This is a genomic window from Variovorax sp. Root434, assembly GCF_001426595.1.
In the GTDB taxonomy this organism is placed as follows: domain Bacteria; phylum Pseudomonadota; class Gammaproteobacteria; order Burkholderiales; family Burkholderiaceae_C; genus Variovorax.
In genome coordinates, this window is sequence record NZ_LMEK01000001.1 from 748,790 (window position 1) to 766,064 (window position 17,275).

Annotated in this window: 19 protein-coding genes; 9 read left to right on the top strand and 10 right to left on the bottom strand. The window is 65.9% G+C overall.

Going from position 1 to position 17,275, the window contains the following annotated elements; translation table 11 throughout:
* Positions 1 to 4: 4 nt before the first annotated feature.
* From ASD05_RS03570 to ASD05_RS03580, 3 genes are all read right to left on the bottom strand, one after another.
* Positions 5 to 364: an HPF/RaiA family ribosome-associated protein gene (locus tag ASD05_RS03570; protein WP_007833857.1), complete on the bottom strand. Its 360-nt coding sequence runs from the start codon at positions 362 to 364 to the stop codon at positions 5 to 7.
* Positions 365 to 488: 124 nt separating this feature from the next.
* Entirely contained in the window at positions 489 to 917 is a 429-nt protein-coding gene (locus ASD05_RS03575; RefSeq protein WP_007833856.1) for a CBS domain-containing protein, read from the bottom strand.
* Between the two features lie 145 nt (positions 918 to 1,062).
* A complete protein-coding gene (locus ASD05_RS03580; RefSeq protein WP_056587675.1) occupies positions 1,063 to 1,677 on the bottom strand; it encodes a cell envelope protein SmpA in 615 nt (204 codons plus the stop codon).
* 209 nt (positions 1,678 to 1,886) lie between these two features.
* Between ASD05_RS03580 and ylqF the strand changes: the two genes are divergently transcribed.
* Positions 1,887 to 2,849 carry a ribosome biogenesis GTPase YlqF gene (gene ylqF, locus ASD05_RS03585; RefSeq protein WP_056587678.1) on the top strand — a complete coding sequence of 321 codons (963 nt, stop codon included), beginning with the start codon at positions 1,887 to 1,889 and terminating at the stop codon, positions 2,847 to 2,849.
* A gap of 167 nt (positions 2,850 to 3,016) precedes the next feature.
* Positions 3,017 to 3,451, top strand: a complete 435-nt coding sequence (locus ASD05_RS03590) for a PaaI family thioesterase (RefSeq protein ID WP_056587680.1) — start codon at positions 3,017 to 3,019, stop codon at positions 3,449 to 3,451.
* Here ASD05_RS03590 and ASD05_RS03595 read toward each other — a convergent pair.
* A complete protein-coding gene (locus tag ASD05_RS03595) occupies positions 3,381 to 4,601 on the bottom strand; it encodes an acyltransferase family protein (RefSeq protein WP_056587683.1) in 1,221 nt (406 codons plus the stop codon). The two genes, ASD05_RS03590 and ASD05_RS03595, sit on opposite strands and share 71 nt — an antisense overlap.
* Positions 4,602 to 4,756: 155 nt before the next feature.
* On the opposite strand from ASD05_RS03595, the gene ASD05_RS03600 reads away from it, so the two are divergent.
* The 4 genes from ASD05_RS03600 to ASD05_RS03615 all read left to right on the top strand — a co-directional run bounded on the left by ASD05_RS03600 (position 4,757) and on the right by ASD05_RS03615 (position 9,112).
* Positions 4,757 to 5,662, top strand: a complete 906-nt coding sequence (locus ASD05_RS03600; RefSeq protein WP_056587686.1) for a LytTR family DNA-binding domain-containing protein — start codon at positions 4,757 to 4,759, stop codon at positions 5,660 to 5,662.
* A 151-nt stretch (positions 5,663 to 5,813) separates the two neighbouring features.
* Positions 5,814 to 7,016: an ammonium transporter gene (locus ASD05_RS03605; protein WP_056587689.1), complete on the top strand. Its 1,203-nt coding sequence runs from the start codon at positions 5,814 to 5,816 to the stop codon at positions 7,014 to 7,016.
* 76 nt (positions 7,017 to 7,092) lie between these two features.
* The gene (locus ASD05_RS03610) at positions 7,093 to 8,064 is read left to right on the top strand and encodes an MBL fold metallo-hydrolase (RefSeq protein WP_056587692.1); all 972 of its coding nucleotides are present in this window, start codon (positions 7,093 to 7,095) and stop codon (positions 8,062 to 8,064) included.
* Positions 8,065 to 8,176: 112 nt separating this feature from the next.
* Positions 8,177 to 9,112 (top strand): succinylglutamate desuccinylase/aspartoacylase domain-containing protein, encoded by a 936-nt coding sequence (locus tag ASD05_RS03615; protein ID WP_056587695.1) that lies wholly within the window; start codon positions 8,177 to 8,179, stop codon positions 9,110 to 9,112.
* 10 nt (positions 9,113 to 9,122) lie between these two features.
* On the opposite strand, the gene ASD05_RS03620 is transcribed toward ASD05_RS03615, so the two are convergent.
* From ASD05_RS03620 to ASD05_RS03640, 5 genes are all read right to left on the bottom strand, one after another.
* On the bottom strand, positions 9,123 to 9,446 hold the full coding sequence (locus ASD05_RS03620) for a hypothetical protein (protein WP_157609925.1): 324 nt from the start codon (positions 9,444 to 9,446) through the stop codon (positions 9,123 to 9,125).
* 14 nt (positions 9,447 to 9,460) lie between these two features.
* Positions 9,461 to 10,411 carry a restriction endonuclease gene (locus tag ASD05_RS03625; protein ID WP_056587703.1) on the bottom strand — a complete coding sequence of 317 codons (951 nt, stop codon included), beginning with the start codon at positions 10,409 to 10,411 and terminating at the stop codon, positions 9,461 to 9,463.
* A 73-nt stretch (positions 10,412 to 10,484) separates the two neighbouring features.
* A complete protein-coding gene (locus ASD05_RS03630; protein WP_157609926.1) occupies positions 10,485 to 11,390 on the bottom strand; it encodes a M23 family metallopeptidase in 906 nt (301 codons plus the stop codon).
* Positions 11,391 to 11,424: 34 nt separating this feature from the next.
* Entirely contained in the window at positions 11,425 to 11,973 is a 549-nt protein-coding gene (locus ASD05_RS03635) for an rRNA large subunit pseudouridine synthase E (protein ID WP_056587704.1), read from the bottom strand.
* The gene (locus tag ASD05_RS03640) at positions 11,970 to 12,935 is read right to left on the bottom strand and encodes a nucleotidyltransferase domain-containing protein (protein ID WP_056587706.1); all 966 of its coding nucleotides are present in this window, start codon (positions 12,933 to 12,935) and stop codon (positions 11,970 to 11,972) included. The genes ASD05_RS03635 and ASD05_RS03640 overlap by 4 nt, the downstream gene beginning before the upstream one ends.
* A 202-nt stretch (positions 12,936 to 13,137) precedes the next feature.
* Here ASD05_RS03640 and ASD05_RS03645 point away from each other — a divergent pair, with 202 nt between their 5' ends.
* Positions 13,138 to 13,440 carry a hypothetical protein gene (locus ASD05_RS03645; protein WP_056587708.1) on the top strand — a complete coding sequence of 101 codons (303 nt, stop codon included), beginning with the start codon at positions 13,138 to 13,140 and terminating at the stop codon, positions 13,438 to 13,440.
* An 11-nt stretch (positions 13,441 to 13,451) separates the two neighbouring features.
* On the opposite strand, the gene ASD05_RS03650 is transcribed toward ASD05_RS03645, so the two are convergent.
* Positions 13,452 to 15,266, bottom strand: coding sequence for a glutamine--tRNA ligase/YqeY domain fusion protein (locus ASD05_RS03650; RefSeq protein ID WP_056587711.1), 1,815 nt, complete (start codon positions 15,264 to 15,266; stop codon positions 13,452 to 13,454).
* Positions 15,267 to 15,415: 149 nt separating this feature from the next.
* Between ASD05_RS03650 and ASD05_RS03655 the strand changes: the two genes are divergently transcribed.
* Both ASD05_RS03655 and ASD05_RS03665 read left to right on the top strand, forming a co-directional pair.
* Positions 15,416 to 15,757 (top strand): hypothetical protein, encoded by a 342-nt coding sequence (locus tag ASD05_RS03655; protein ID WP_056587714.1) that lies wholly within the window; start codon positions 15,416 to 15,418, stop codon positions 15,755 to 15,757.
* A gap of 218 nt (positions 15,758 to 15,975) precedes the next feature.
* A protein-coding gene (locus tag ASD05_RS03665) for an IS3 family transposase (protein ID WP_200955377.1) occupies positions 15,976 to 17,246 on the top strand; the annotation gives its coding sequence in 2 pieces (ribosomal slippage) (positions 15,976 to 16,335 and positions 16,338 to 17,246; 1,269 coding nt in all).
* Positions 17,247 to 17,275 lie beyond the last annotated feature (29 nt).

Below are 17,275 nucleotides of genomic sequence, written 5' to 3' on the forward strand. Positions count from 1 at the left end.
GGACCTACTCCGCGATGAAGCCCGGGTCCGTGCGGATCGAGCCGCGGTCGCGGTGGTTGTGCAGGCGGCCCAGCGTGTTGTCCAGCAAGCGCTTGAGCTTGTCGGCCGCGCCGCGGAAGGCCTCGTCGAGGCTGGTGGCGTGCTGCGTCACCGCCAGCGGCTGGTGGTGCGCCAGGCGTGCCTCCATCACGCAGCACTTGTCGCCGCCGCCAGTCTTGTCGTGGTTCTCGTCGCTCAAGTGCACTTCGACGCGCGTCACGTCGTCGACGAAGCGGCTCAGGTGCTGCTTGATCTCGGTGTCGGCCCAACGCTCCAGCGCGTCCTTGTTCGTGATGCCGTTGCTCGTGTTGACCTGAATCTGCATGCAATATTCCTGCTGGATAGATGGATGAACGAAGGCCCACTGTGCGCCTCGTGTGCCCCGGCGTGCGTAGGCCTGTTCCCTACCCATGCGCCGGGCAGGGTCCGCAAAGCGGGGCAACAGGGGTTCAGCTCTGGATGTACGTGGTCAGCTGCTCGATGGTGGCCTCGTGGTCCGAGATGATGTCGTCCATCAGGTCCTGGATGGAGATCATGCCGATCACCTTGTCGCCGTCGACCACCGGCAGGTGGCGAAACTTGCGCTGGCTCATCAGCGTCATGCAGGCGCGCGTGCGGGTCTGCGGGGTGACGGTCATCACGTCGGGCGTCATGATGTCGCGCACCTTCACTTCCTTCGAGTTCTTGCCCTGCAAGGCGACCTTGCGGGTGTAGTCGCGTTCGGACAGGAAGCCCACCAGCTTCTCGCCGTCCATCACCATCAGCGCGCCCACCTCGAAGCGCGCCAGGGTGGACAGTGCGTCGAACACGCTGGTGTCGGGGGAGGTGCGCCATGCTGCGGAATCATGGCGCTTGAGCAATTCGGAGACGGGTTTCATCGCGGGTAACTCCATCAAAGGGTTTCGATTCGACCGACGCTCGAGCGCCGCACTCGGTCAAATCATAGGGGCGATGACTGCCCCCGCGATGCAAACCCACTAGGGGATTGCGCGTGTTTGCAACGCACGCGCAATGCGCGAGAACTTAAGGCTGGGCAGGTGCAGCGGCCAGCATGCGGCTCAACGCCACGGGATCGCCCACCACCGTCTTCACGAGGCCCTTCTCGTCGAACTGCACCTGGAACTCCGACCAGCTGTCGCGCCAGTAGCGCCACACCGGTGCGTCGAGGCTGGGGTTCTCGCTGGCAACCGGGTAGCCGATGGCCATCAGCACCTGCTCGCGCGTCATGCCGGGCATCACCTTCACGGCGAGGATGGCGTCGCGCACGGCGGGCGGGAAGGCCGCCATCTTCTGCTTCGGGTCTTCGGTCACCACATAGCGCTGCGCGAACGCAGGCAACGGGATGTTGCGGCTGTAGTCGTTCTTGATGCGCTGCGGCTTGCCGGCCAGATCCAGGTTGAACCAGCGGAAGTCGTACGCGGTGATGCGCGCCGGCGTGCCCACCGCGACGATGCTCGTGCCCTGCTCGTCGTAGTTGATGTCGCTGATCGAGTCGCCGTAGGTGCGCATGTTGCAGCACAGGTAGCCGTTGATCATGGGGCCGGGGGGAGGAGAGGGCCGCTGGGCGTGGGCGACGGTGACGGTCGCGGGCACGACGATGGCTGCCAGCAGGGCGGCAGCGGCAAGGCGCTTGAACATGGATTTCCCTCGAAGTTGTTGGAATGGCTGCGCGGGGCAGCGCGCGGATTCTAGGATCGAACAGGCCCGAAGCGAAGGCAGAATGCCCGCATCCAGCTATCGAAAGCGTAGCAACAAGGTCCTGTTCAGGTTCCCGGTTCACAATGCGCACCCGGCCCCCTTTCGGTGGCACCCCAATTCCCAGACAGCGCGAAAGAAAGAGCCAACCGATGGCGATCCAGTGGTTCCCCGGTCACATGTATGCGACCCAGAAGGCCATCACCGAGCGGGTGAAGGACATCGACGTGGTCATCGAGCTGCTCGATGCGCGCCTGCCCGGCTCCAGCGCCAACCCGATGCTGGCCGAGCTCACGGCCGGACGGCCCACGCTGAAGGTGCTCAACAAGCAGGACCTGGCCGACCCCGCGCGCACCGCACTCTGGCTGGCGCACTACAACGCGCTGCCCGCCACGCGCGCCATCGGGCTCGATGCGAGCCAGACCACGCCTGCGCAACAGCTCGTGAAGGCCTGCCATGAGCTTTCACCCAACCGCGGCGGCATGGCCAAGCCGATGCGCGTGCTGATCTGCGGCATTCCCAACGTGGGCAAGTCCACCCTCATCAACACGCTCACCGGCGGGCGCAAGGCCAAGACCGGCGACGAGGCCGGCATCACCAAGCTCGAACAGCGCATCACGCTGGCCGACGACTTCTACCTGTGGGACACGCCCGGCATGCTGTGGCCGCGCATCATCGTGCCCAAGAGCGGCTACAACCTCGCAGCCAGCGGCGCGGTGGGGCGCAACGCCTTCGACGAGGAAGAGGTGGCGCTGGAATTGCTCAACTACCTCAAGACGCACTACGCCGCGGGCGTGGCCGCGCGCTTCAAGCTCGTGGAGCTCGACACCGAGACCATGGCCGGCATGAAGGACGAGGCGCTGCTCGACACCATCGGCCGCAAGCGCGGCGCGCTGCTGGGCAAGGGCCGCGTCAACCTTCAGAAGGCAGCGGAGATCGTGATGCACGAGTTTCGCGCGGGCAACCTGGGGCGCATCACGCTCGAAACGCCCGAAGAGTTCGCGCTGTGGCTGGCCGATGGCCAGCGTGCCGATGCCGAGCGCGCGGCGAAGAAGGCCGCGCGCAAGCACAAGGGCAAGCCGAAGCCCGAGATCGCGCCCGAACAGGACGTCTGAGAGAACGCCTGACGCCCGGAGGCTCGCCACTGCGGCGCGAAGAGCGCCGCTGTCGCCAATGCAACTGTTCACCACCCCGCCCGTCACGCGCGTGACGGCGCCTGTCCTGCGTGGTTCGTAGAGTGGCCTGAATCGCTTCCTACACCCGCCCCCGCAAAGGACGCGCCATGCTCGAAACCTTCAAGGCTCTCAACGAAACCGCCTCCTTCAATCGCTGGGCCGGCATCGAGGCCACCCAGGCCGGCAACGGCGAGGCCGAGCTGCGCATGAAATGGCGCAAGGAAGACATGGGGCAATACGCCGGCTTCCTCCACGCGGGGATGATCTCCGCACTGCTCGATACAGTGAGCGGCTACGCAGCCGCCACGCTGGCCGGCCGCGTGATGACGTCGCACTTCTCGGTGAACTTCATGTCACCGGCCGTGGGTCAAGCCTTCGTGGCACGCGCGCGCGTGGCGAAGGCCGGGCGCAAACAGGTGTTCGTTGCGTCCGAGCTTTATGCGCAACCCGAAGGCGGAGGCGACGATGCGCTCAAGCTCGTGGCGACGGGGAACGCCATCCTGGTTCCGGTGGAAGAGGCTGCGGCGAAGCCGGCTGCCTGAGCTTCAGCCCGAACAGCGGCCGAAGCCAGTTCACGCGGCGGATCAGACCGTCGGTCAGCGCCCAGCAGCCGAGCACCGTGAGCGCCACCAGCAGCGCGGGCTCCAGCACCGGGCCGAGCGCAAGCGGCGCCAGCGCGCTCACGGCGGCGATGATCAGTGTCTGGTGCAGCACGTACCACGGGTACACCGACTCGTTGGCCCAGCGAAGCCAGGGCCATGGGTGGTTCAGGTGGCGGTGGGCATGGCCGAGGATGGCTGCGACGGCCAGCCACAGGTAGAGCACGCGCAGGGTGTCTATCGACAGGCCGGACGCCGGGCCCTTTGCGCCGGCCCGCAGCGCGATGAAGGTGGCGATCACCGCGACCGCCAGCGCGAGCGACACCCGGCGCAGCCGCTCCAGCTCCCTCCACACGCCGCTGTCCACGCCTATCCAGTAGCCGTAGAGGAACATCGTGAAATACAGGCTGTGCAGGTGGAAGTCGCGCACCAGGTTGTGCGTGGGTGGAAAGCGCGAGGCCAGCAGCGTGGTGAAGACGAGCAGCGGCACCACCGGCAGCAACAGCAGCTTCCAGCCCCGCAGGCCGTTGAAGCCGCGGCGCAGCCACTGGCCAGCGGCGGAATTCCACAGCGGCAGCGTCAGCGCGACCACCGCCGTGTAGGTGAACAGATAGGGCAGGTACCAGAGGTGGTTCCAGGTGATGCCGAACTCCGCGCCGTCGAAGGCCCGCTTCGGCCACGGTTCGGCCATCGAGAGGTAGCGCAGCACGAAGGCGCCGAAGCCCGGCGCGACCAGCCCGTTGGCCACGCCCTGCGCATAGGCCTGGTACGGCACGATCACCGCCATGCCGAAGGCCAGTGGCAGCATCAGCCGCAGGCCCCGGCTGCGCAGCAGGCCCCAGGTTCCCTGGCCCCGGCTCAGGAAGCCGAGCGACACGCCCGAGACCAGGAAGACGAGGTCCATGCGCCAGAGGTTCAGGATGCGCATCGGCCACTGCAGCCATTCGGCCGCGTGCGGGCTCTTGAGGTGCCAGGGCCAGTCGGCCACGTAGTACATGCCCACGTGATAGAGGATGACGAACAGGAAGGCCAGCGCGCGCAGGGCGTCGATGTCGTGGCGGCGGTGGTCGGTCGGGATGGCGGCGATGTTCATCGCAAGCTCCTCGAAGCAAAGAAGCCGCGATGCTCGGGCCCACGGTCCCCGCGCGGCGCATCCGGGGGACGGATGCCCCCCGCTTTGTGACGAGCGGTGGCCCCGAGGGACGAAATTCACCGCCCCCAGGCCCGTTTTCGGGAGAATCCCGCCCCATGGGAGACCCACGCAGGAACCTCTACGAGCGCTACGAGCCGATCCGCCGCCCCGTGGAGGTGGCGTTCTGGATCGTGCTGATGGCCCTGCAGGCCGTGTTCAGCACGATGGTCGCGATCGTCGACATGCGCACGCGCGCCGTGCCGCGCGCCAACTGGGAGGTCGCGACCTGGGAAGGGTCGAGCCACCTGGTGCTGTTGCTGCTGATCCCGGCGCTGGTCGCCGTCGAGCGCCGGCTGTCGCCGCTGGTGCGCGGGCACTGGGTGCGCTTCCTGGCCTGGCATGCGTTGGCGAGCGTGGCGTTCAGCGTGGTCCACGTGGTGGGCATGTTCGGGTTGCGTGCGGTCGTCTACGCGATGGCCGGCGAGCGCTATGACTTCGGCGGCTGGGTCGACCAGTGGGGCTACGAGTATCTGAAGGACGTGCGGGTGTACGCGAGCATCGTCTTCGGCATCTGGGCCTACCGGCTGTTCATGCTGCGGCTGCAGGGCGAGGCGCGGGTGCTCGATGCGCCGGAGGCCCCGGCGGAACCGGAGGGCGCCGCACCCGCCGAGCCCGAAGCCTTGTCGCCGCCCGTACGCCCCGAGCGCTTCCTGGTGCGCAAGCTGCGCCGCGAATTCCTCATCGCCGCCACCGACATCGACTGGCTCCAGGCCGAGGGCAACTACGTCGGCCTGCACGTCAACGGCCATGACTACCTGCTGCGCGCCACGCTGACCGACTTCCTGGCGCAGCTCGACCCCGTCCGCTTCGTTCGGGTGCACCGAAGCCATGCAGTGAACCTGGGTCGAATCAAGGAAATCGAGCCGCTCGACGGCGGCGATGCGCGGCTGCACATGCACGACGGCACAACCGTGCCCTGCAGCCGCCGCCACCGGGACGCGTTGCGCGCCGGTGCGGGCTGATCCGGTGCATGGCGGGCTCGCGGCAGTCCGTTTTGGTTCATTGCGCACCATCGAAGAGCCTTTGGGCACCATTTTTGCTTCATTGGTCGACCGCGCCAGGTCATTCAGGTGCGACGCACCAATCCGAATCAAAAATCAGCAAAAAGCTTCAATGGACGCACTCAAACAGGGCGCAGACGCGCTGTTCATCCTTCTCGGCGCCATCATGGTTCTGGCCATGCACGCCGGTTTTGCCTTTCTCGAACTGGGCACCGTACGCAAGAAGAACCAGGTCAATGCGCTGGTGAAGATCCTGGTCGACTTCTCGGTCTCGACCATCGTGTATTTCCTCGTGGGCTACGGCGTGGCCTATGGCACGCATTTTTTCGTCGGCGCCACCGAGCTGGCGGAAAAGAGCGGCTACGAGCTGGTGAAGTTCTTCTTCCTGCTCACCTTCGCGGCAGCGATCCCGGCCATCATCTCGGGCGGCATCGCCGAGCGCGCCAAGTTCTGGCCGCAGCTGATTGCCACGGCCGTGATCGTCGGTTTCGTCTACCCGCTGTACGAGGGCATCGCATGGAACAAGCACTTCGGCATCCAGGGCTGGATCGCCTCGCTCACGGGCCACGAGTTCCATGACTTCGCGGGCTCGGTGGTGGTGCACGCGGTGGGCGGCTGGCTCGCGCTGCCGGCGGTGCTGCTGCTGGGTGCGCGGCGCAACCGCTACAGGGGCGATGGCTCGCTGAGCGCGCATCCGCCGTCGAACATCCCGTTCCTCGCGCTCGGTGCGTGGGTGCTGTGCGTGGGCTGGTTCGGCTTCAACGTGATGAGCGCGCAGAGCATCGACAAGATCTCGGGCCTCGTGGCCGTCAACTCGCTGATGGCCATGGTCGGCGGCACGCTGGTCGCGCTGGCCATGGGCAAGAACGACCCCGGCTTCGTCTACAACGGCCCGCTCGCCGGCCTGGTGGCCGTGTGCGCCGGCTCCGACCTGATGCATCCGCTGGGCGCGCTGGTGGTGGGCGGCGTGGCGGGCGCGATCTTCGTCTACATGTTCACGCTGGTGCAGAACAAATGGAAGATCGACGACGTGCTCGGCGTGTGGCCGCTGCACGGCCTGTGCGGCACCTGGGGCGGCATCGCGGCGGGCATCTTCGGCACGCAGGCGCTGGGCGGCATCGGCGGGGTGAACGTGTGGGCGCAGCTCATCGGCACCGTCATCGGCGTGGCCTGGGCCGCGCTGGCGGGTGCGGCGGTGTATGGCGCGCTCAAGGCTTCGGTGGGACTGCGGCTGTCGCAGGAGGAGGAGTTCGACGGCGCCGACCTGTCGATTCATCACATCTCGGCCACGCCCGAGCGAGAGGTCAACTGGTAATCGCCAGCCATCGCAGCAGGATGGACCTGCTTGGGCTATTCTCGGCGCCCCTTACAACTGCCGAGGAGTAGAACCCATGACAAGAACACCCGCCCGCTGGCTGCGCCACGGCATCACCGCACTGGCCGGCAGCCTGTTGATGCTTTCGTTCGCGGCGCAGGCCGGCGCCCCGCAGGTCAAGACCCAGGCGCCTGGCTTCTACCGCATGATGCTCGGCGACTTCGAGGTGACCGCGCTGTTCGACGGCACCCTCGACCTCGAACCCAAGAAGCTGCTCACCAACACCACGCAGGCGCAGGTCGGCAAGCTGCTCGATCGCGGCTTCGAGAAGGACGCCGTGCCCACCTCGGTGAACGGCTACCTCATCAACACCGGCAGCAAGCTGGTGCTGGTCGACACCGGTGCCGGCGGCCTGTTCGGCCCCACGCTCGGCAGCCTGCAGGCCAACCTCAAGGCCGCGGGCTACCAGCCCGACCAGGTCGACGACGTGCTCATCACCCACATGCACGGCGACCACGTCGGCGGCCTCGTGCAGGACGGCAAGCTGGTGTTCCCCAACGCCACCATCCATGCCGGCCAGGAAGACGCCGACTTCTGGCTGAGCAAGGCCAACCTTGAGAAGGCCCCTGCCGAGATGAAGGACTTCTTCCAGGGCGCGATGGCGTCGCTGAACCCGTACGTGGAAGCCGGCAAGTTCAAGGGCATGAAGGGTGGCACCGACCTGCTGCCCGGCATCAAGGCCGTGCCCGCCCATGGCCACACGCCGGGCCACAACATCTACGTCGTCGAGTCCAAGGGCCAGAAGCTGGTGCTGTGGGGCGACCTGATGCATGTGGCCGCCGTGCAGTTCGCGCAGCCGCAGATCACCATCTCGTTCGACGTCGACTCGAAGCCGGCGGCGGTCGAGCGCAAGAAGGCGTATGCGGATGCGGCGAAGGGCCGCTACCTCGTGGGCAGCGCCCACCTGCCGTTCCCGGGGCTGGGCCACGTGCGGGCCGAGGGCAAGGGCTACGTGTGGGTGCCGGTGGACTACCAGCAGGTGCGATAGCCGGCTGAATGGATGAAGCCCGAGCGGCGCGGCCCGGTGTTGCTGCGCCCTCGGGCGCGAATGCGCGCCCTGTAGCAAACTGGCCGACCGCTTCGCCTTAACCATTCGCCCCATGACCCAATCTCCCCCCGCCCTCGAAGTCCTCCCCCGCGACCTTTCTGCGTACCGCAAGGGCAACGTCGGCGTCGACTACGTGCACCGCTTCGAGTCCGGCAAGCCCGGCCCGCACGTGCTGATCAACGCGCTGACGCACGGCAACGAGATCTGCGGCATGACGGCGGCCACGCACCTGCTCGACAACAACGTGCGACCGAAGATCGGCACGCTCACCGTGAGCTTTGCCAACGTGGCCGCGTACGAGTCCTTCAACGAGGCGCTGCCCTTCGACAGCCGCCAGCTCGTGCACAACCTCAACCGCATCTGGTCGCCCGAGTGGCTGGATGGCAGCGAAGACAGCCCCGAGCTGAGCCGTGCGCGCATCCTGCGCCCGGTGGTCGATGCGGCCGACCACATCCTCGACATCCACTCGACCAGCCAGCCCGTCGTGCCGTTCTGGGTCTATCCGGCGTTCGAGCGCAACGCCAAGGTCGCGCTGGCCATCGGCCGTCCCTCGGTGCACCTCGTGATGCCCGACGGCCTGGGCTCGGGCACCCCGCTGATCCAGTACGGCAGCCACGGCGGGCCGGACGGCAAGGGCGTGGCGATGGTGGTCGAGTGCGGCCAGCACTTCCTGCGCTCGGCATCGGAACTGGCGACGGCCGTCACGTACGACTTCCTCGCCTACTTCGGCCTCGTCGACAAGGACCTGGCCGCGCCTGCGCCAGAGCCGCAACGGCGCTTCCAGCTGCTGCAGACGCACGTCATCAAGTCGCCGGACTTCGCCTTCGTGCGACCGTTGATCGGCTTCGAGACCTTCGCCAAGGGCGAGCTGATCGCGACCAACGGCGAGGAGGAAATTCGCGCGCTGTGCGACGACTGCACGATCTTCATGCCGGCGCAGCGCGTGATCGTGGGGCGCGAGGCGGTGTATTTGACCAAGCCGATCTGAGACCGGCCAGTCAGCAGGTCAGGAGGTGCCGCGGCTTGTCCGTGGTGCTGTAGTGCGCGTGCCAGTAGTGCGGGTCGTCGCAGGGGCTGAAGGCGGCTTGCGCGCTGGCATGCCGGCCATCGAAGTGCTCGGCGAGCGTGATGTGCACTGAGCCCGGGTCGGGCCAATCGGTGCCTGCGTCGCAGATGCGGTTGCCCGCTAGAACTTCAGCCGCGACGATGGCCTGCAGCGCAGGATGCAGGCGGTCGTTGAGCAGGGCGAGGATGTCGCGCCGGCTGCCGGGGCGGATCGATGTGGCGAGGCAGGCTTCGGTAAACATTGGCTGAGCGGTCATCGTTCGCTTCGCGTTCAGGCCGCCAAGAGCGCCTTGAACTTCGGAATCGTCCTGCCCCGGCATTTCGGGTAGTTGGCGCAGCCCCAGAAGCTTCCCTCGCTCTTCGATGAGTTCCTTTCGACCATCTTCGTACCGCAACTGGCGCAGGTGGGCCGCCAGTATTCGCCTTCATAGGCTACGGCGAGCAATGCGGCCTGCTGTTCCGGCGTGCGTTGGCCGATCAGCTTGAGCAAGGCCGCGCCATCCTGCGCGTGAATGCCGTTGGTCTTCGCGAAGGCGAGGGCTTCGGCGGAGAAAGTCGAGCTCGTCACGTAGGTGCCGCCTTTGAGCTGGTGCGATGCCATCACACCGAAGAACTCGCGCATCTCCTTCACGCCCACGACCTTACTCTGCCAGTGCTTGCATTGAACGATGCGTGGGACGTCGCTGTGCTTGGAGTGAAGCCAGATGTCGATGCCGCCGTCCGCGCCATGCGATTGGCTGCGCGTGGTGAATCCGGCTTGGGCGTAGAGCGCTTCGCACAGTGCTTCGAAGCGGCGCCATTCAATGGCGGCAAGCACACCCGGGCTCCATTGCGGTTCGCGTTGTGGCGTGGGCTCGGAGGGAGAAGGGCTGGATTGAGAGGGCGCCGGGGCCAGTCCAGGCTCGTGCCGAGGGGCAAAAGAAGAGGATGGCTTGGGCCGGGACGGCTTGGCCGCAGGCGGCTGCGGTGCCGCATGTTCCACCTCTGGCAGGGACGTCTTGCGGGTGGCGAAGTAGTGCAAACCCAGCAGCAGCATACCAATGGCCAATGCTGCCCAGCCCGCCGGCCGAAGAGCCGGACCGAGCGTGCCGATGATGGAGCCGTGCATGAAACTCGGTCCCACTAAAAAGATGACGCCGATGATGGCCGCCGTCCATCCCTTGCCTGCCAGTTCCCTCCGCGCGCGCTTCTGGCGTCGCTCGGCTCTTGTTTGTTTGGCCATTGCTCCAACCAACCCCTTGTATGAGTAGCGCGAGTTTAGGAGCTGGGCGAAATCAGGAGTTCAGGGTGAGTACTCAGGCCGCGATGAACAACGCCGGGTCCACCATCGCCCGATTCAGCATCACCGACCAATGCAGATGCGGCCCCGTCACCCGCCCGGTCGCGCCCACGGCGGCCAGCGCTTCACCGGTCTTCAGCACGTCACCGACCTTCACGTCGATGCGGCTCAGGTGGCAGTACATGGTCAGCAGGCCGCCGCCGTGGTCGAGCCAGACGGTGCCGCCGTTGAAGAAATAGTCGCCGGTGTCGATCACCTTGCCAGGCAGGGGCGCAAGCACCGGCGTGCCGGTGCCGGCTGCGATGTCCATGCCGCTGTGCGGATTGCGCGATTGGCCGTTGAACACGCGGCGCAGGCCGAAGGAGCTGGAGCGGCGGCCGGGAACGGGCACGCGCATCTGCAGCACGGTATCGGGGTGCATGTCGGTGAGGGTGGCCATCACGCTGGTGAGGTGGTCGCGTTCCTTGGCGTAGCGCGCCTCGTCATCGGGCGACAGGTCGACGGTGCGCGGGGCCACGGTGAGGCGCTGCTCGCGGTATTGCTTCGGGGCCACGGTGTAGGCGATCTGGCGTTCGGGCTTGCCTTCGGCGCGCACGGTGATGCTTGCCTCGCCGGGTTCGGTCGCGAGGGGGATGCCTACCAGCGCGGTCCATTCGATGGCATCGCCCACCACCAGCAGGGGGATGTCGCCTGCGAAGGCCTGGGGCCGCTTGGCCGACGGGCCCAGCGACAGGCGGGCAACGCCGCCGGGCACCTGCGATGCGCGGGGCCATACGCCAGGTGTTGCGGCTGGCTGCTTCTTTGCGGTCGACTTGGTCGCAGCGTTGGCGTGCATCGCGGCGATCAGGCCGATCGTGCCGAGCACGGCGCTGCGGCGGTTGAGGGCGAGAGTTGCGAGGAAAGAGGAGGGCGTTTGCTTCATGTGAAGAGGACAGGAATACGGTGGATGGAGGGCGCTATTCGCTCCAGGTTCCGGGCGCCAGGCCATCGAGCGTGTGAGGCCCGATTGCCGCGCGGATCAGTCGCAGCGTCGGCAGCCCCACGGCTGCCGTCATCCGCCGCACCTGGCGGTTGCGGCCTTCGCTGATCGCCAGCTCGAGCCACGCGGTGGGAATGTTCTTGCGTTCGCGGATGGGAGGCTGCCGCTCCCAGACCTCGGGCGGCGGATCGAGCAGCCGCGCTCTTGCCGGCCGCGTGGGGCCGTCGTTGAGCTGCACGCCGCTGCGCAAGGAAGCGAGCGCCGCTTCGGTCGGCACGCCTTCCACCTGCACCCAATAGATCTTCTCCATCTTGAAGCGCGGATCGGCAATGTGTGCCTGGAGCTTGCCGTCATCGGTGAGCAGCAGCAGGCCCTCGCTGTCGGCATCGAGCCGGCCGGCGACGTAGACGCCGGGGATGTCGATGAAGTCTTTCAGGCCGCGCCAGCGGCCCTCGGGCGTGAACTGGCTGAGGACGCCGTAGGGTTTGTTGAAGCGGATGAGCCGCGAAGAGGATGGCAGATTCATGGATGGGAGGCGTCGCGCGGCGCTTCGGCCAACTGCGGCAGGTAGTCTCGCACCAGTTGCTCCACCGTATCCGCCTGCAGGTCGTCGCGGCCGGACTTGAGCGGATCGCGATCGGGCCGCTGGGCCAGCCAGCGTTTGAAGCGCACGAAAGCGAGCGGATGCACGGTGTCCATGCGTGCCATGTGTCCGGTAGTGCCGACCACGACGGCCGAGAAGCGTGGGGCGCTGACCAACTGTTCGGCGTTGCGGGCCTGCACGGCCCAGAAATCTTCCTCGGCGTCGCTCAACTGAGCGGGGTGGGGGTCTTGTTCCTGCGCTTCGCGACGCAGGATGTCGACCTCGAAGCCTTTGCTGTTCACGGCCGTATAGCGTTGATGGTCGAGCAGGGAGAAGGTCTTGTCGACCTTGCGCAGCAAGGCCAGCATGGACGAATCGAGGCGCTTGAGTTGGGTCGCGAGGCGGAAGCGCTTGCGTGTGTCCCAGAGCAGATCGACATCGCGCGTTGCCACTGCCGCACTTTGCAGCCGTACCCCCGCAGCCGCTTCGTAGGCATAGAGCGCGTGTGTGCCGACCACGGTGAAATGCTCCGAGATGTCCGCACGCTTGAGCATGTCGAGGATGTCGACGACGATGGTTGGGACACGTCCGACGAACAAGGCCCGGTTCATGCGCTGATGGCGCGTCAACGCGTCGCTCAGCTCCTTCACCCGGCTTTCGGCTTCTTCTTTTCTGCGAACAAAGCTGCTGTGAATGGCTTCGGTTTCGGGACTCCGGGTTCCGAGGCTTTTTTGTGCGTTTCGGGTGCTGGTGCGAACGAGGTACTCGGCGCCGTTGACTGTTTTCCAATACATGCCGCCACGCACGGCGGCAGCCTGTGCCTTGGCCGCCTCGAATGCTTCGAACGTGGCTCTGGAATCGATGTACTGGCGGCGGGCGTCGTCGCCGATGTCCTGGAATTCCATTGGTTTTCCATGCAAATATTGGGGATTGAAATTTATACGGAAAATCGTTGAATATCAAATATTTATTGAGGTTTTCGTGACGGAATTCGAATTCGTCTCGTAAACGGCCGCGGGCCACGCATTGCCGAGGGGCTGTCCTGCACCACGTCTCGCACCGCGGCGTCCTAATCGGCTTCGTCTGGCAAACACATGGGAGTTCGAAATGACGATGCGAAGCCACATTCATCTCGCGTGCGTGGCGGCGGCAGGCCTTTCGATGGCTGCCTGCAGCAGCTCATCCCTGCGCGTCGGCGGCGCGTCCGAGGCGAGCGTCAAGAACTGCGTCGCTGCGGCCGCGCGCGAACTGCGTGTGCCCCCCGGCAGCATCGTGGTGGACAGCGGCACGACGCCGCGCGACGGCGTCTACACGATCAACCTGAAGGTCGGGCCGCAGGGACGCTCCGCCGTGTGCACCACCGACGAGAACAGTGCGGTGCTGGGCGTGGTCTACAAGCGGCCCGGATAGCGGCGCAGGGCTTACTTGCCCCAGCTGTCTCGCATCCCCGCCGCGCGGTTGAACACGGGCTTGCCGTCCGCGCTGGCCTTGGCGTCGAGCACGAAGTACCCGTGCCGCTCGAACTGAATGCCGACACCGGCTTCGGCCTTGGCCAGCGAAGGCTCGACGAACGCCGAGCACACCTCCAGGCTCGCCTTGTTCAGCTCGTCCAGCAGTTCACCGCTGCCCGGATGGGCCGCGGCAAACAGCCGCTCGTACAGCCGCACCTCGGCCTGCACCGCGTCCGCGGCCGCCACCCAGGTGATGTTGCCCTTTACCTTGATCGCATCCGCGCCGGGCGTACCGCTCTTGGTGTCGGGCACCAGCCTGGCCTGCACTTCGACGAGCTTGCCGCTCGCGTCCTTGGTCCCGCCGGTGCATTCGATGACGTGGCCGTACTTGAGCCGCACCTTGTTGCCCGGGAACAGGCGGAAGAAGCCCTTGGGTTGCACTTCTTCGTAGTCGGTGCGTTCGATCCATACCTCGCGACCGAGCTTGAACTCGCGATGGCCCATTTCGGGGTGGTGGGGATGGACCGGCGCCGAGCAGGCGTCGAGGACGTCGTCGCCGCCCATCAGTTCGCCCCAGTTGGTGATGACGAGCTTGACCGGGTCGAGCACGGCCATCGCGCGCGGGGCGATCGGGTCCAAGGTGTCGCGCAGCGCGGCTTCGAGGCTGGCGTAGTCGATCCAGCCGCCCGACTTGGTCGTGCCGCTGCGTTCGCAGAACAGCCGCAGCGCTTCGGGCGTGTAGCCGCGGCGGCGCAGGCCGGCGATGGTGGGCATGCGCGGATCGTCCCAGCCGTCGACGTATTTCTCCTCGACCAGCTGGCGCAGCTTGCGCTTGCTGGTGAGCACGTGGGTCACGTTGAGGCGGGCGAATTCGTACTGGCGCGGGTGCGGGCTGGCGACGAGGCCGCCTTCGGCGAGACGGTCGAGCAGCCAGTCGTAGAAGGGGCGCTGGTCTTCGAACTCCAGCGTGCAGATGCTGTGGGTGATCTGCTCCAGCGCGTCCTCGATGGGGTGCGCGTAGGTGTACATCGGGTAGATGCACCACTTGTCGCCGGTGTTGTGATGGGTGGCCCGGCGCACGCGGTACAGCGCGGGGTCGCGCATGTTGATGTTGGTGCTGGCCATGTCGATCTTCGCGCGCAGGATGGCGGCGCCGTCGGCGACCTGGCCGTCGCGCATGGCGCGAAAGCGCGTGAGGTTTTCCTCGGGCGTGCGGGTGCGGAAGGGGCTGTCGGTGCCGGGCGTGTTGAAGTCGCCGCGGTTCGCGCGCACCTCCTCGGCGGTCTGTTCGTCGACGTAGGCGAGGCCGGCGCCAATGAGGTATTCGGCGGCCTCGTACATGAAGTCGAAGTAGTTGCTCGCGAAGTACTCGTGCGGCTGCAGCGTGCCGGGGGCGCTGGGGCGGTCGGCCAGGTAGGTTTCGTAGCCGAGCCACTTCACCGCGTCGCGGATGGAGTCGACGTACTCCTGGTCTTCCTTCTCGGGATTGGTGTCGTCGAAGCGCAGGTGGCTCACGCCGCCGTATTCCTTGGCCAGCTCGAAGTTGAGCCAGATGCTCTTGGCATGGCCGATGTGCAGGTAGCCGTTGGGCTCGGGCGGAAAGCGCATGCGCACCCTGGCGGGGTCGACCATGCCCTGGGCGTGGTGGGTGGCGTTGCCGGGCGATCCGCCCCATTTGCGGCCAGAATAAGCACCCTGTGCGAGGTCGTTCTCGATCACGTGGCGCAGGAAATTGCTTGGTGCAGCGGTCGTTTTGGCGCCGTTTTTGTTGGTCGGGGAGGTCATTGCCTCATTCTAGAGGGCACCCCTTAGAGGTTACCTTTGGCAACGTTCTTCACAATGCCCGGTGCACCCCCTTTGCATTTGCCGCGTTCAATACATCCATGGGCGGTTCAGATCCGAACGCAGCCCACAGAAACAAGGAGTCCAGGATCATGAGCCTCACACGTTCGACTTTCTTCAAATGGGCCACCGCAGGCGTGGTGGCAGCCGGTGCACTGTTCGCAGCCACTTCCGCCAGCGCCCGCGGCGACGTGAGCTGGTCGGTCGGTGTCGGCCTTCCCGGCGTGGCAGTGGGCGTGGGCGCTCCGGCCTACTACCCGGCGCCGGTCTACGCGCCGCCGGCACCCGTGTACTACGCACCCCCGGCCCCGGTCTACTACAACCCGCCGCCCGTGTACTACCGTCCGGCCCCTGTCTACTACGGTCCGCCGGCCTACTACGGTCCGCGCTACTACGGTCGCGGCTACCACCACGGCCACGGCCACTGGCGCTAAATCGCAACGTCATTCGTGACTGAATGAAAAAAGCCGGCCCCCAAAGGGCTGGCTTTTTCTATGGGCGTGACCCGTCCTGACCTGGGTTGACACCTTTTCCCTCAAGAAAAGGCAAGTCAATGGAATCAAGCGTCAAACGCACCCAGCGGGACTACACGNATGGGCGTGACCCGTCCTGACCTGGGTTGACACCTTTTCCCTCAAGAAAAGGCAAGTCAATGGAATCAAGCGTCAAACGCACCCAGCGGGACTACACGCTGGCTTTTAAGCTGTCGGTGGTGGACCAGGTAGAAAAGGGCGAACTCACTTACAAGCAGGCGCAGGAGCGCTACGGCATCCAGGGACGTTCGACCGTTCTGGTGTGGCTGCGCAAGCATGGCCGTCAGAACTGGGGTTCGGCATCATCGGGGCCTGCTATGCCAGTACCGATCAAGAAACCCTCATCTGCACCCGCTGCACCGCTGACCCCCGAACAGAAGATCAAGGCCCTGGAAGTCCAGCTTCGCGAAGCCAACGAGAAGGCCCAGTTGTTCGAGGCGGTGATCGATGTCCTGAAGAAGGACTACGGAGTGCGTATCGTAAAAAAGCCTTCGGGCAAGTCCTCTCGCAAAAGCTCCTCCCGGGGTTGAGCGTGGCGAGGGCTTGCCGCCATTGGGGCGTCAGCCGCCAAGCCTACTATCAGCAGTTGCAGCATCAGCAGCAACGCTGTGCGCGTACGGACACCGTGATAGAGCTCGTTCGCGACGTGCGCCTGCGCCAGCCCCGGTTGGGCGCGCGCAAGCTGCACCATCTGCTCAAGCAGCCGTTGCAGCACGCCGGCGCAAGCCTGGGGCGCGATGCGCTGCTGGACGTGCTGCGCGAGGCTCGCATGCTGGTGGCGCCCAGGCGGGCGTATCACAAGACCACCGACAGCCATCATCGATTTCGGCGCCATCCCAACCTGCTCAAGGAGGGGCCGCATCAGGTTCGAGCGACTGCCAGCGAGCAGGTTTGGGTAGCAGACATCACGTACTTGCCCACCGACCAGGGGTTCGTCTATCTCAGCTTGGTGACGGATGCGTGGTCGCGCAAGATCGTGGGCCATCACGTGCACGACAGCCTGCGCACTGAGCAGGTCAGCCGGGCGCTGAAGGAGGCGCTCAGGGGGCGCCAGACCCGCCAGATGCTGGTGCATCACTCGGACCGAGGCATCCAGTACTGCTCGAACGACTACCAGGAGATCCATCGGCGCCACGGCATCGCCTGCTCGATGACCGACGGCTACGACTGCTATCAGAACGCGCTGGCCGAGCGCGTCAACGGAATCCTGAAGATGGAGTTCCTGTTGCATCGACCGGTGGACCTGAGCCAAGCGGCCCGGATGGTTCGCCAAGCCGTGCAGATCTACAACCAGGAGAGACCGCACCTGTCCCTAGAATTGAAAACGCCCGATGAAGTCCATCGGGCGTCCGTGGCCGGCTTGAACAAGCCCGCTCTGTGTCCCTTATAGGTGTCAACCTATGGCAGGACGGGTCAGCG